Source organism: Tessaracoccus yangjingae (assembly GCF_055326235.1).
In genome coordinates this window covers 1-13,775 of record NZ_JBUZNN010000003.1, presented here as the reverse complement: position 1 = coordinate 13,775, position 13,775 = coordinate 1, and the positions used below count along the sequence as shown (strand labels likewise).

At 65.1% G+C, this 13,775-nt stretch carries 11 protein-coding genes and 1 tRNA gene; 8 read left to right on the top strand and 4 right to left on the bottom strand.

Going from position 1 to position 13,775, the window contains the following annotated elements:
• The first annotated feature begins 29 nt into the window (after nt 1-29).
• From ACZK5D_RS05380 to ACZK5D_RS05360, 5 genes are all read left to right on the top strand, one after another.
• Nucleotides 30-1,100, top strand: a complete 1,071-nt coding sequence (locus ACZK5D_RS05380) for a prephenate dehydrogenase (RefSeq protein WP_463664555.1) — start codon at nt 30-32, stop codon at nt 1,098-1,100.
• Nucleotides 1,100-1,756 carry a (d)CMP kinase gene (cmk, locus tag ACZK5D_RS05375; protein ID WP_463664554.1) on the top strand — a complete coding sequence of 219 codons (657 nt, stop codon included), beginning with the start codon at nt 1,100-1,102 and terminating at the stop codon, nt 1,754-1,756. Before ACZK5D_RS05380 ends, cmk begins: the two co-directional genes overlap by 1 nt.
• 33 nt (nt 1,757-1,789) lie before the next feature.
• Nucleotides 1,790-3,121: a ribosome biogenesis GTPase Der gene (gene der, locus ACZK5D_RS05370; RefSeq protein WP_463664553.1), complete on the top strand. Its 1,332-nt coding sequence runs from the start codon at nt 1,790-1,792 to the stop codon at nt 3,119-3,121.
• Between the two features lie 85 nt (nt 3,122-3,206).
• The gene (locus ACZK5D_RS05365; protein ID WP_463664552.1) at nt 3,207-3,635 is read left to right on the top strand and encodes an OsmC family protein; all 429 of its coding nucleotides are present in this window, start codon (nt 3,207-3,209) and stop codon (nt 3,633-3,635) included.
• Between the two features lie 136 nt (nt 3,636-3,771).
• Nucleotides 3,772-3,845 (top strand) — tRNA-Pro (locus tag ACZK5D_RS05360).
• A 756-nt stretch (nt 3,846-4,601) separates the two neighbouring features.
• On the opposite strand, the gene ACZK5D_RS05355 is transcribed toward ACZK5D_RS05360, so the two are convergent.
• From ACZK5D_RS05355 to ACZK5D_RS05340, 4 genes are all read right to left on the bottom strand, one after another.
• Nucleotides 4,602-6,314, bottom strand: coding sequence for an AAA family ATPase (locus ACZK5D_RS05355; protein WP_463664551.1), 1,713 nt, complete (start codon nt 6,312-6,314; stop codon nt 4,602-4,604).
• A 620-nt stretch (nt 6,315-6,934) separates the two neighbouring features.
• Nucleotides 6,935-7,855 carry a toll/interleukin-1 receptor domain-containing protein gene (locus ACZK5D_RS05350; RefSeq protein ID WP_463664550.1) on the bottom strand — a complete coding sequence of 307 codons (921 nt, stop codon included), beginning with the start codon at nt 7,853-7,855 and terminating at the stop codon, nt 6,935-6,937.
• Nucleotides 7,856-8,163: 308 nt separating this feature from the next.
• The gene (locus tag ACZK5D_RS05345; RefSeq protein WP_463664549.1) at nt 8,164-9,213 is read right to left on the bottom strand and encodes a hypothetical protein; all 1,050 of its coding nucleotides are present in this window, start codon (nt 9,211-9,213) and stop codon (nt 8,164-8,166) included.
• A 200-nt stretch (nt 9,214-9,413) separates the two neighbouring features.
• The gene (locus ACZK5D_RS05340; protein ID WP_463664548.1) at nt 9,414-10,205 is read right to left on the bottom strand and encodes an abortive infection family protein; all 792 of its coding nucleotides are present in this window, start codon (nt 10,203-10,205) and stop codon (nt 9,414-9,416) included.
• Nucleotides 10,206-10,336: 131 nt separating this feature from the next.
• On the opposite strand from ACZK5D_RS05340, the gene ACZK5D_RS05335 reads away from it, so the two are divergent.
• The 3 genes from ACZK5D_RS05335 to ACZK5D_RS05325 form a co-directional block, all read left to right on the top strand.
• Entirely contained in the window at nt 10,337-10,849 is a 513-nt protein-coding gene (locus tag ACZK5D_RS05335; protein ID WP_463664547.1) for a GNAT family N-acetyltransferase, read from the top strand.
• Nucleotides 10,850-11,780: 931 nt separating this feature from the next.
• Nucleotides 11,781-12,827 (top strand): LacI family DNA-binding transcriptional regulator, encoded by a 1,047-nt coding sequence (locus ACZK5D_RS05330; protein ID WP_463664546.1) that lies wholly within the window; start codon nt 11,781-11,783, stop codon nt 12,825-12,827.
• Nucleotides 12,828-12,991: 164 nt separating this feature from the next.
• A partial coding sequence (locus ACZK5D_RS05325; protein ID WP_463664545.1) for a substrate-binding domain-containing protein occupies nt 12,992-13,775 on the top strand: 784 nt, incomplete at its 3' end.

Below are 13,775 nucleotides of genomic sequence, written 5' to 3'. Positions count from 1 at the left end.
ATGACCGGCCTCCGGGCCGGGCGCGGCGCATGACCCGGCGGGTGCTGATCCTGGGCGCGGGGCTGGTGGGCTCCTCCCTAGGGCTCGCGCTCACCCGGGCCGGCTACGACGTGATGCTGTGGGACATCGTGCCCTCGCACTCGCTGGTGGCCGCCGGCCTCGGAGCCGGACGCATCAGCGATGAGGCCACCGACGACCCCGATGTCGTGGTGGTGGCCACACCCCCGGGAGTCATCCCCGATCTGGTGGCGGAGGTGCTGGGCAAGTTTCCCGGCGCCGTGATCACCGACGTCGGGTCCGTCAAGGCGCCCATCCTGGCTGCCGTCTCCGCGCTGGCCCCGGAACACCGTCGATACGTGGGCTCCCACCCGATGGCCGGCTCCCAGTTCACCGGCCCGCTGACCGCCTCGGGCGATCTGTTCAAGGACCGCACCTGGGTGGTGACCCCGGTGAGCGGCAACACCGCCGAGGACGTGGCCACCGTCGAGCAGCTCGCCCGCGATGTCGGCGCCCGCGTGGTGACGATGCCGCCCGAGGAGCACGACGAGGCCGTGGCCCAGGTGAGTCACCTGCCGCACCTCATGAGCATCCTCACCGCGTCGCATCTCCGCGAGGTGCCCACCGCCAACCTCAGGCTGGCCGGTCAGGGCATCCGCGACGTCACCCGCATCGCGGGGTCGGACCCAGGGCTGTGGCGGCAGATCCTCACCGCCAACGCCGACGCGGTGCGGCACGAGCTCAGCGAGGTTGCCGAGGATCTCAGCCACCTCATCGGGGTGCTGGACCGGCCCGAGGAGCTTGAGCGGTTCCTGGCGATGGGGCAGGCCGGGGCGCATTCCCTGGTGGGCAAGCACGGCCACGACCCGCTGGACACCGTGCAGGTCACGGTCGAGATCCCGGACGAGCCGCGCGCGCTGGGGCGGCTCTTCACCGACATCGGCGAGGCCGGGTTCAACGTCGAGGACTTCGAACTCACCCACGACCCGGTCCGCGAGGTGGGCTACCTGTCCATTGCGGTGGAGCGGGACGTGGCCGAGCAGTTGCGGGCCAACATCGTGGCCCGCGGATGGACCGGCTGGGCCGGGAGGGGGAGCGACTGATGACGCTGCTGATCGCGATCGACGGGCCGAGCGGGTCTGGCAAGTCCACCACCGCGAAGCTCCTCGCGGGCCGACTCGGCCTCGGTTACCTGGACACCGGCGCCATGTACCGGGCCGCGACCACCGAGTTCCTGCGGCGGTACCCCGACGGTGCACCGGCTGAGGATGTCGCGGCAATGGTGGCCGAGTGCGACCTGGTGGTGCAGACCTCGCCCGATGCCCCGTGCTTCCTGATCAACGGCACGGACGTGACCGACGAGATCCGCGAGCCGAGGATCTCTGCGGCCGTCTCGCAGATCGCCACCAACATCGAGGTCCGCCGGCTCCTGACGGAGATGATGCGCAGGATCATCGACGAGCACGGCCGCCGGATAGTGGTGGAGGGCCGCGACATCACCACGGTCGTGGCCCCGGACGCCGATGTGCGCGTGCTGCTGGTGGCAGACCCGGAGGCGCGTGTGGCCCGCCGGGCCGCCGAGGTGGCGGGTCAGGCCAGTGCTGCGGAGGTGACCGATCAGGTCCTGCGCCGTGACCGCGACGACTCGACTGTGTCGAACTTCACCGACGCCGCCGAGGGGGTCGTGGTGATCGACTCGACGTGGCTCAGCCCTGACGAGGTGGTTGCGCGAATCGTCGCGCTTGTCGCTCGCCAGTAGGATGGGGAGTCCGCACAAACCCGAGGAGCCACAGTGAGCGAGCTTCGCAAGCCGATCGTCGCCGTCGTCGGACGGCCCAATGTCGGCAAGTCGACGCTGGTCAACCGCATTCTGGGCCGCCGGGAGGCGGTGGTGCAGGACCAGCCGGGTGTCACCCGGGACAGGGTCTCCTACGACGCGAACTGGAACGGGCGCGAGTTCGTCCTCGTCGACACCGGCGGCTGGATGTCGGACGCCAAGGGGATGTCCGCTCAGATCGCCGAGCAGGCCGAGCTCGCCATCTCCATGGCGGACGCGGTGCTGTTCGTCGTGGATGCGACCGTCGGCACCCTCGATGAGGACGAGGCTGTCGTGCGGGTTCTCCGGCGCTCGCAGAAGCCGGTGGTGTTGGCCGCCAACAAGGTGGACGACCAGCGCCACGAGGTGATGGCGGCCTCGATGTGGAATCTCGGGCTGGGGGAGCCTTATCCGGTCTCGGCCATGCACGGCCGCGGCTCCGGAGACCTGTTGGATGCGCTGCTGGATGCCCTCCCGGAGGCGCCCCGCGAGAAGGACGTCGAGGAGGCCGGCCCCCGTCGCGTGGCCATCGTCGGTAAACCCAACGTCGGCAAGTCGTCGCTGCTCAACAAGCTGGCCGACCAGCAGCGGGTCGTGGTCTCCGACGTCTCCGGTACCACCGTGGACCCCGTCGACGAGATCGTCGAGGTGGGCGGCCAGGTGTACCGGCTGATCGACACGGCCGGCATCCGGCGCCGCGTCAAGGAGGCCAGCGGGCACGAGTACTACGCGTCGCTGCGGACCCAGGCCGCGATCGAGCGGGCCGAGGTGTGCATCATGGTGATCGACGCGTCCGAGCCGCTGACGGATCAGGACCTGCGGATCCTCAACTCCATCGAGGAGTCGGGACGCGCCATGGTGATCGCCTTCAACAAGTGGGACCTGACCGACGAGGAGCGCCGCAAGTACCTCGAGCGCGAGATCGAGCGGGACCTGACCGGGTGGCGCTGGGCGCCCACCGTCAACATCTCGGCGCTGACGGGCCGCAACGTCGACAAGCTGAGCAAGGCCATCGAGGCGGCCGCGGCGGGCTGGGAGACCCGGATCTCCACCGGCAAGCTCAACGCCTTCCTGGGCCGCCTCGCAGCCGCGCATCCGCACCCCGTCCGCGGAGGCAAGCAGCCCCGGATCCTGTTCGGCACCCAGGCGCACACCTGCCCGCCCACGTTCGCGCTGTTCACCAGCGGCCTCATGGACGAGACCTACAAGCGCTTCATCGAGCGACGGCTGCGCGAGGACTTCGGTTTCATCGGCTCGCCGGTGCACGTCGAGATCCGTGCTCGCGAGAAGCGTAAGGATCGCGCCTGACCTTCCCCCCGGCGCGGGGGTGTGGTTGGGTGGAGGTCCGATGAACCAGAGGCCCCACCGGGGCTGACGATAAGGAGACCCAACCATGGCATCAGTCAACACCGCGCAGGCACACTGGGAAGGCAGCCTCTTCGAGGGCTCCGGCCGGGTCGAGCTCGTGACCTCCGGCGTGGCATCGTTCGACGTCGCCTGGGCGGCGCGCGCCGAGTCCGGACCGGGAACCACCAACCCCGAGGAGCTCATCGCCGCGGCCCACGCCACCTGCTTCTCCATGGCGCTGTCGAACATGCTGGCCAAGAACGGCACGCCCCCGGCGTCCCTGGACACCCGGGCAGACGTGACGTTCGTGCCCGGCACCGGCATCACCACCAGCCACCTCACCGTCGTGGGTCGCGTGCCCGGTCTCGACGCCGAGCAGTTCACCGCGGTCGCCCAGACGGCCAAGGCCGAGTGCCCGGTGTCCAAGGCCCTGGCCGGGGTGGAGATCACCCTCGACGCCAGCTTCGAGGAGTGACCCGGTAGCCGTTGGAGCGCGAGCGGGCGGGCGTCCTTCGGGGCGTCCGCCCGACCCCTTCTTGAGTCCCGGACGGCCGATGTGCCAAGTCCGGGCAAAGTCGCTAAGCTATCCGAGTTGCCAGAAATGGCGACGGCGGGCTGTAGCGCAGCTTGGTAGCGCACTTGACTGGGGGTCAAGGGGTCGCAGGTTCAAATCCTGTCAGCCCGACGAGGTCTTTGACCTTGTCAGGACCGCATTCAGAAGCCACGACATGGCTCGCGTGCCAGATACGTGCCAGATCCGATCCTGGTGTGACCCCTGAAGTGGCCGTGAGTGGCCATAGCTGTACGCCACTTTCCCCAGGGGGCGCGTGGCCAGTCGGCATCCGTCGGGGCAAAGTCGACCGCACATGCCGATGGTCGTCATCACGCACATGCCCATGTGCGACTGTTCGCGGACATGCTGATAGTCGTGACAAGGCGCTCTTTGTGTTCCCCTCAAGGTAGCGTCGACCGCCAGCCCCAAAAACTTGACCTCTATCCTCTGGTGCGTAGCCGCATGGGTGCCTCTGAGTGGGATCGCGATTCAGACCATGCTGGGCATGGGGGAAAGAAAATGGGATCCGCCGGCCTAGCACATGAAGAGCGATTGGTCTCGCTGCTGACAGGACCAAGTGGGTCGTCCCTGCGGCCGGCGGCTACCTCACGGGACAGGCCTCCGCAGTATCTCCAAATATCAAGCCACTAGGTCCACTGGCTGCCGTCGCCGAGACGTACTGGGCAACTCCTTTCCACATCGGGGCCACCTCACTAGCCCTGTTGACGCCTGTCACACGGTGGCCCTTCAGGCTGTGGCTACGCCAACGCGAATCCCGCACTGTGGATCATGATTTGTTAGTTGATATGTCGAGCTAGGTGGATGCGAGTCTTTCGGGCCATGAAATGGAGGAAATCGCTTGGGGCACGATGGGATGGTCAGCTTCGACTACGTGAGAACGAGTGCTCCGCACCTACAGACCAGTCGTGCGCTGGCTCGTTGAACCCAGTCGGCGCAAGCCTCACAGTGGACCGCGCTATAAAGGGCCAGCACGTCACTTGCTAGACGGCTAACATCACTCCACGGTACTTCATCCGCCCAAGCATTGAAGTGTGCGCCAAGCAAATTTCGGAGGTCTAGCCGCAAATCGATGGTAGCTACGATATCGCCGACGGTCGTCTTGCGAAGCAACTTGGCAACGCTTGGCCATAGGTCACCCAGGGTGTACTTGTCGTCAGGACGACGCGTCACGCTGGCACCGATTCGCCAGCTGAGCTCTTGGGAGATCTCCTCTAGCAATAGCCCTGCTGCAGACGCCGTCATACGTTCGTCCGTCTGATGGAGCCCCACCCGCAGTGTGTCCGCCCGAGTACGTGCCGCACTGGTGACCTCAAGCCCGTCACTGAACGACCAACCCGCGATTCGCTGTTCCAGGATCGTCCGTCCACGACGGACGAATAGGCCTCTCAACTGCTCCAGCCAAGCGCGATCATGACCCGTAACGATCAGTTGCCATCCTGAGAAACGATCGAGCACGAGATCCATCACACCCAGACGGATGCTGGCATCCACACTCTGGAAGACGTCGTCAAGAACAAGGACCTTCGCTTGACCGAACTCGGACGCCTTCCGCGTTACCGTCAAGAAGAACAGGAGAGCGATTAGGTCCTTGTACCCCTCACTGAACACTTGCTGAGGTAGTGCGGAGGAGCCATTTTCGAACTCGACAACTACGTCGAGGCTGACCGGGCCAGACTTCGCCACCAGGACGCGAAGTGCAGCTATATGCGTAGCGTGGGTGACTCGCTTGAAGTTGGCTGTCAGTTCTTCACTAACTGTCTGAAGAATCGGCGCAAGGCGCTCGAGTTGTGACCGATAGGCAATTGGGTTCAAGGTCTGAACGCCGCGATCTAGCAGTTTCTTAATCGCTGACAGGCGCTGCTGTGTTGCCCGGAGCTCTCCGATCAGCCCCCGCACCTCCTGCGGCAGAGTCTCAATGCGGTTTGGGTGCTGTGAAGCTGGAACCGCATCCAGAAGTCTCTCAACGAATGATTCGAGCTGGGCCGCGTTGGTCAGATCGTCCGTGGTCTCTGGGTATAGGCCTCGGAGCTGGCTAGCCGCGTCGTCACGGACCACACGAAGGATGAAGCGCTCCTCTTCCAGCGACTTGAGCTCCTCGTCGGGGCGCACACCAAGCACGCCGGATGGGTCGGGGAAGTAGTCAAAGAAGACGGTGCCACGAGACAGCCCATCCGTGTCAAGGAAGCGGAGAATATCCGCACGTCGGATCACAACGGGCGCGATGCGAAACCCAGGCCGAACGTCAAGGGAGGAGGGCTCATCTCGGCCCGCCTGATTGGTTGTTAGTGAACGCTCGATCCTGGACCCGTCGCTCAGCTCAACGATCGAAATGGCGCTCGGAACGTTCAGATTCCGCACGGACGGACGAAGCGCTCCGTTGAAGTCGGCTGACCTATCGACGCGGCGTTGCAAGGCAAATTCAATCCCATCCACCAGGGTCGATTTACCGACCCCATTGTCCCCCCATAATAGGACGTCCACGGGCTTGTCGTGCTTCGTCAAATCAAACTCGACGGTGCCTGGAGAGCCACGGAATCCGGTAACTGAAACTCGACGCAAGCGAAGGTTGCTATCACCCATGTCATATTTGGGTGCAGTTCGCGTAGACCGATCTTCTCGGTCTGCGAGCCGAGAAAGGCGCGCTGCAACGTTAAGATCGGGCGGTTCGGAAGTGGCGTCTGCGATACGCTGGACAGTTGGGACCCGGCGTGCGATCGCCTCCTCGGCAAGGCGAGCCGCAAGGTCGTTCCATCCGGTGGGCGTAAGACCCGTGAGCCTGTGTAATTCCTGCTGCGCTGGCGGCTTCCGCGAGTTGCCAATGAATTTCGAGACCCAATCGGGTACCGACTCGAGGCCGACCGCTAGGTCACGCGCCATTGCGCGACCAGTTTCGTTGAGTGATGAAGCCCTGCTGCCCGCCGTGTCCTGCAATAGCGAGATCAAGGCCAAAAGAACGCGAACGTGTGCCTTTGACGAGGTGTCCGTGCGAGCGAGGCCAGCCTCACGAGTCAGAATCTCCAAACCTACCCGCCGCGCGAAGTCGCTCTTGCCCTGCTTCCGGGAGCCACTCCGCAGGCTATAGAGGCTGCCCAATTCCATGTCGCTCAGGCCGCGTGAACTATCACGCGAACCACGCGCACCATAGATCCACCGAGCCACCTTCTCGACCGAACTATAGACATCGACATCCGCATCCGCTGTCACACGACCCAGCCTAGCCATCCCCGAGGGTCGCTTTGAACCGGTCCCAGCGTGGCCGGTGACGTGTTCGCCGAACTCAACCCAGCCTCACGGGTCACCGAACTCAGCAGGCACGGCGAGAGCTCGGTCATGCCGCTGGGCGGCGTGCCAAGGTGGGACCGGTCTACTGGGGTTGGACGATGTCCGGTAGGGGGCGCGGCGGTGGACGCCGCGGTCCCCGTGCCCGCCTCAGCTGCGGCCGCCGCCGCGATCTTCTTCGCGACCTCATCCAGCGACAAGGTGTCCCCGGTAGTCAATCCGGAACGCGCACCGAGCAGCGGGCTCACGTCCCGCAACGCGTCGAAGTCCGTACCGTGAGCCACCGGGATCACACGGTCAGTGGCAAGTAGCGCGGCCAGCTCCTTGCTCGCGATTCCCGTCGCAGCCTCTAGGGTCTTGAGCATTGCGGGGGTCACCAGCACGATCCCGGCCCGGGAATTCCGCAGACCCTTGTCGATCTCTGTTAGCAGCGACTTACCGAGCCCGACGTCGTACTCACTGAACCAGACGGTTGCGCCGTATGAGACGAGCAGGTCACACAGCTCTCTAGCGGCCCCCTGTCGATCATCCCAGGCGTGGCACAGGAAGATGTCGCGCCGGTCCGGATGGGCGCGCGCCACGACCTCGGCCTGACGGGCCAGCGGCTCAAACGTTCGCTCTTCGGTGGCCGTGTATGTCGCCGTGCCGCCGCTGCGGGTGCGCCGCGACGTCGTCCGATCGCCTCCGCCAGACGAAATGCCGTCGCCATTGCCGTAGCGGAAAGGCGGCGGAGGATTGTAGGACGGGGTCCTGTAGTACGAACGGCCACCTCGGCAGGCGGGGCAGTTTGCTACGCCGCTCGCCGTGCGGTGACCGTCAACGGGTGCTGTGCACTGAGCCATGTCCTCATGCTAAGAGAGCCCTGCGACACTTCGGGGGAAAGGAGGCGCCCACGACAGGTCTGCGCTGGCCCCGTCCAGCGCAGACCGTGTTCCGGCGATAATACGTCGGCACTACTGCCGCCAATCGCGAACATCCTCACATGCCGCGAGGCGCGGCTGAAGTCTCGGCGAGTTGCACGGACTTGCGGATGTACTCCCGTAGGGGCGACCACACACGATCCGGTCTGCCACTCGGCCTGCAGAGGTAATGCCCGTAGTCATGGAGCGAGCTGGCGCTGCTCCACCCGTGAAGCAAGGGCGTGGGCCGATCAGTTCCGGGCCTTTTTCATGGTCTCGCGGAGTTCACCGAGCCATGTGGCGCCGTCCTGGCGCATCACTGCGACCGTTGCGCCGTCACGTGGCTCGCCGATCAGCACCACCCGTTCATTGGTCTCTGGCGCCGGGCCGTGCACGGCTTCGCACAGCGCAGTCCAACGTCGCGGGTCGGCCATCGCCCGGCGCACGTCGGCTACATCCTCATCATCAAGGTCGTCGAGGTTGATCAGTTCGCCGTCATCGTCGTGGGCGAACTGGATGATCCCCGCGTCTACCCGGTCTACGACGCCATCCAGAGCTACGATGCGCAGTCGCTCTCGGTCGTCATCGACGGCCCCGACGAAATGGTCACCGTCCACCTCGGTGAGCAGCGCCTCCCGGGCGGGGCCGCCTTCGGCCATCAGTCGCAACCGCGCGGCGTGTCGGTGCTGTGCTCTCGGCCAGGCGCTGAGCCCCAGAAGCAGCACGAAGGCGATGAGGCCCAGCAGCATCGACTCAGGCGTCCCCCAGATCACCTCGATGATGAACAGGACCGCGACGACCACCGCCGTCGCGGCGAGCGCGACCCGGCCGGCCTCGGCACCGATGTTGGCGTAGGAACGCTCGAACGGTCGCTCGCCCCCGGGGCGGGCCCGTCTGGCCGTCGACTGGGCGCGGCGAGGGATGAGGAGCCAGGCGAGCGCCAGCGCGGAGGCGATCGCCCACGCCCGCCACCCCCACGGCCACGAGGCCCCACCGTAGGGGAGGAGCCATCCCAGCAACGACGCACAGGCGAGGGTCCAGCGTGGTAGAGCCCAGATGGAGGTCAGAATCAGCACCGCCGCGAGCCACAGGCGTCCAGCCCAGGGTGCAACGGGAGCTACGTCGCCCGCAGCCACCTCCGCAACCAACAGGACCGCCAGTGCGACCACCCACGCAAGACGGATGGCTACCGTGTGGAGCCGGGTGGCCCGCAGGTCGGCCGCGAGGAGTGGCGTCATGCCCGCAGTATCTCGCTCCTGCGGCGAAAGCGCTGAGTAGCCCCACTCCTCGCCGCGCAGCATTTGCCTATCTGCGCCCATCGGCGAGCCGTGATGATCCTCGCCGGGTGACCACGACCTCGCGGACGGGCAATGAACTGGAAGCGGTCACAGGCCCAGGCACCAGCGCAACGGTGACGCCTCCGCGCAGCGGTTCCGAACGCGCGGATCTGCCGCGGCCAGGTCGATCGGTGTCCATCAGCGCCCCCTTCTGCCGAAACCCTTCACCCAGTGAGTGACCCCTTCTTCTCCACATGAGTGTCAATGAGGAACCCGGCAACAGCGAAACCCGAGTTGACAGCGAGCTTCGCGTGCCGGGGGGCCGGTCGAACCGCCCGCTTACTCTTGCCGTGGGCATCGCTCAAGGCGTTGCGCATGGCCGCAAGCCCACCAACGACAGTGGTGACGCCGGTGAGGATCTGCTTGATGATTTGCTCGCTGTGCTGATCCGGAGCGATGTCCATCGATGTGGCCGCCGCCTTGTAGAGCCTCGCCAAGTCCCAGCCGTCCTCGTAGTTGGCTCCCCGCTCATCGCAGATGTGCTTGCAGACGCTCTCGAGCATGGTGCGTGTTGCAGTGATGGCACCTTCTGGATCAGCGGTCACCTTGGCCAAGGCGGCTTCCCACGCTCTGGTTACGGCTGTCCAGTCCGTCAACTGGGCCAGCGCGGTTCTCGCAGCCGCCGCACCCGGTGCAGAATCCGCTAGCAGCATCGCGCGAAGCGAGGCCCGGTCCTCCTGGGACGGAAGGTCGTACTTGCTGGGACCGTCGTAGTCGCAGAGAGCCAGGAGAAGGCTTCGCTGATCGGCCGGGGGCAGTGCTTTGAGGCCATCCTGGAAGACCTGCCACCGCGATGCTCCACCACCGCCCCAACCTTGGTAGGGGCCGAGGGCGTCTGTGTGCTCGGAGAAGAGGTCATGAAGTTCGGGGCCGCTGAAGCCGGTATCTCGCGCGAACATGTCCGTTGCCTTCTTGACGATGCGGAAGGGCAAGCCATCGGCGGCAGAAGCAGGCATAACTGGATGGTGTCACGCGTCGCCGACGGGCACAATCAAAGCCTCCGGGCTTGACGAAATGATCGCGCGCGAACATCCGGACATGCCGCGCTCCGAGCTTGTGAACTGCAGGCTTGTTAGCCTCGGCACCGATGAGTACGCGCCGTCCCGCGGTGCTCCGCCGTGTCCTGCCCAGCGACGACGAGGCGATCTTCGATGCCTTCAAGGCGGAGCACATGTCGCGTCAAGGCGACGTCCGCGATCCTGCCTCTGCCGCCACCTACGCCCGGCGTCTCTCCGAGAACCCCTTCGCCTTTGCCTTGGATGCCGACGGCTCGCTTGTGGGTGTCGTAGCGCTCAATGCCGACCACGAGAACCGGCTGGGTTGGTTCTGGTACTGGAACGCACCATTCGCACCGCCATCGCGGCTGACCAAGCGGGCCGCGACGGTGGCCAACTGGGCGCTGCGAGACGGAGGTATCGAGCGCCTCGAACTGGGGCATCGCGCCAACAACCCCGCCTCCGCAGCCGTGGCACACGCCGCGGGGTTCGTGCAGGAGGGCATCGAGCGGGAGAAGTTCCTCGTCGGTGGTGAGCGCGTAGATGTGCTGACGTATGGAGCCTGCGCAGCGCCCCGTGGCCAAGCACCCCGATGCGTCGCCTGACGGCCGACTAGACCCCACCCGAAACGCATCCGGACATGCCGCGGTCAGGGTCGCCTTCGGACGCCGCTCCCGAGGGCGACCGCGTCCTCAACCGCCGCTCTTGGCGGTGTGGACGGTCATTCTGAGCAGGCTCTACGTTGCTGCGACCGTCTGGGGTGTGAGTCGGCTGGCTGGTAGTTCGCTGATGCGTAGGTCGGGGTGGTCGAGCCAGGCGACTCGGGCGTGCCATTCCTCGCGCAGTACCCATTCGATGATGAGGCCGGGGTGTTGGTTGTCGACGAGGCAGAACGGTGTTGTGGGTTTCCATAGTCGCTCGCCGAGGTTCCCGAAGCCTGATCGTGTGCGGCTGGACGTACCGGGAAGCCTGCCAGTCGGGTCAGACAGTTGCGAGCCGATTCGGCCCAGGTTGTCCGATGACTCGCGACAGCAGCGCAGTCAGGCCGGTACACACACCCACCAACTCCTGGGCGCTTGGGAGTCTGCTGACCCGTCGTCGAGAGGGATCGCCGGGTGATGCCTAGGTGGCTCCTTCCGTCGACGCTGGGCCGAAGGCCGTCGTCCGCGCAGCAGGCCTTATCGACGTGATCAGGCGGTCGTGAAGATGCGGAAGACAACGTCGGACCCGGACCGACGTCGCAGAAGCGAGCACGCCGCCAAGTCCCGGGGAGAGCTGAGGCGGCGACGGAGGGACGCACTCACCCGGGTTCGGTGACCCACGCCCGCGCACCACACCTGTGAAGATGCGGTACCCGTTGCTTGCTCGAAACGTGCAGTCATGAAGCGCACTCGTGACTCTGTGCCTGCTCTGTCCGTGGCTGGTTGACACGGCCAACATCCTGATGCTAGGCTCCTGCTAATCGTTTATTTGCCGCTGGCAACTTCATGTGCTTCGACATAAACGTTTAGATATCGCGAGGAGGCGGTGGGACCAGTGAAGAAGCCAACACTCAACGATGTGGTCAGGGAGTCGGGTCTGTCCATCTTTACCGTCTCGCGCGCTTTGAATGGCGCGGAGGGTGTGTCGACGGAGAGCCGGGAGAGGGTCCTAGAGGCGGCGAAGAGCATTGGGTATGTGCCGAACAAGGCGGCTCGGGCTTTGCGGACGCAGTCTCCGGGTCCGGTGATCGTGATGACGGCTTCGACGGCCAACTATTACTACATCGACATGATTGACGGAATTCAGGCGGGGTTGCGTGAGGCGAAGATCGCGATGAGGTTCGCGGACTTGGCCCCGTCGGGTGAGTTTGACGCCGCGCTTGAGGACGCTGCGGTTGAAGAGGCTATGCAGTCCCGGGCGACGGGGCTGATCTCAACGCTGACCCTGAGCCCTGAGAACTACGTGAAGCTGACCCAGTGGGGCATCCCTGCGGTGTTCGTTGACTCTCAGGCGCCTGTCTCGCCGTTGGGTGCCGCCTCGGTGACTACCGACAACGCTGATGCCACCGCCCAGGTAGGTGAGCACCTAGCATTTCACGGCGTGAAGGACTGGGTGCTGTTGATCTACCCCCACCTATGGTCGACCCGCGCTGCCCGCGAGGCAGGTCTCCGAACGGCCGCAGAACGCCATGGCGCGACGCTGACGGTGCTCGAGAGCCACAACGATCCGACATCGGCTCGAGAGGTGCTCGATAATTACCTTTCCCAGCACAGCAATCGGACTCCGTTCGCTCTAGTAGCCGGTAACAACCCGTTGCTTCAAGGTGCATTCACGGCCTTGCGGGACCGTAGCCTGCGGGTACCGGAGGACGTCGTCCTGATTGCGTTCGACGAGTTCGCGTGGGCGCCCCTCCTCGATCCTCCCCTCACGGTCGTCGATGAAGACTCCCGGTCCATCGGCGAACTTGCGGCCCAGACGCTCACCACGATCATCAAGCGAAGCGCAGCCAAGAGCAGCGGCTCCAACGGTCCCGTCTACAACACTGGAGACGTGCGGGAGGTGAAAGCCAGTCTCCTGATCCGCAAATCCTGCGGCTGCTGACCGGGATCCATCCACCCCATCCCAGCCGTCCCCCCTCAATCCTTCCACGCCTGTGCGCGCCCCAAAGTAGGGGCGAGGTACATCTCTTTTCCCTCTCTTCAAAGTAAGGAACCCCCATGAAGAACACCAAGAAGGCCTTCGCCGGCTCCCTGCTGGCCCTGTCTGTGCTGGCCCTGGGTGCCTGCACTTCCGGTGACGTTCAAACCAGCGCGCCAGGCTCAGGTGGCGCAGCTGTGCCCGAGAAGATCGAGTCCATCGCACTGATGGTCCAAGACATGTCCAACCCCTTCTTCTCCGCCATGACCACCGGTGCTGAGGATGCGGCCGAGGAGCTCGGGGCCACGATCAATGTTCAGGACGCGCAACTGGATCTGGCGAACCAGAACACCCAGATTGATGCGTTCATCCAGCAGGGCGTCGATCTGATCGTCATCTCCGCCGTCGATGAGGATGGCATCGCTCCCGCGATCGAACGGGCTCGGGCGGCCGGGACCATCGTGATCGCCGTCGACACCCCTGCTGTGGGCGCTGACGCGGTGGTCATGACCGACGCCGTCGAGGCTGGCGAGGTTGCCTGCCGCTACCTGTTTGAGCAGATGGGCGGCGAGGGGAACATCCTCATCGTCGACGGCACCCCGATTCAGACGATCATCGATCGGATCACCGGTTGTGAGAACGTGATGGAGGAGTTCCCGGGTATCGAGGTCGTCGGTCACCAGGCGTCGAAGAACGACCGCGCCACAGGCCTGACGGTGACCACGGACATGCTCACCGCCACCCCCGACGTTCAGGGCATCTTCGGCATGAACGATCCCTCCGCTCTCGGCGCCGTACTGGCAGTGGAACAGGCGGGACGCGCTGATGACATCATCGTCGTCGGAATCGACGGCAGCCCCGAAGCAGTCGAGGAACTCAACCGCGACGGCTCTCCCTTCGTCGCCTCCGCCA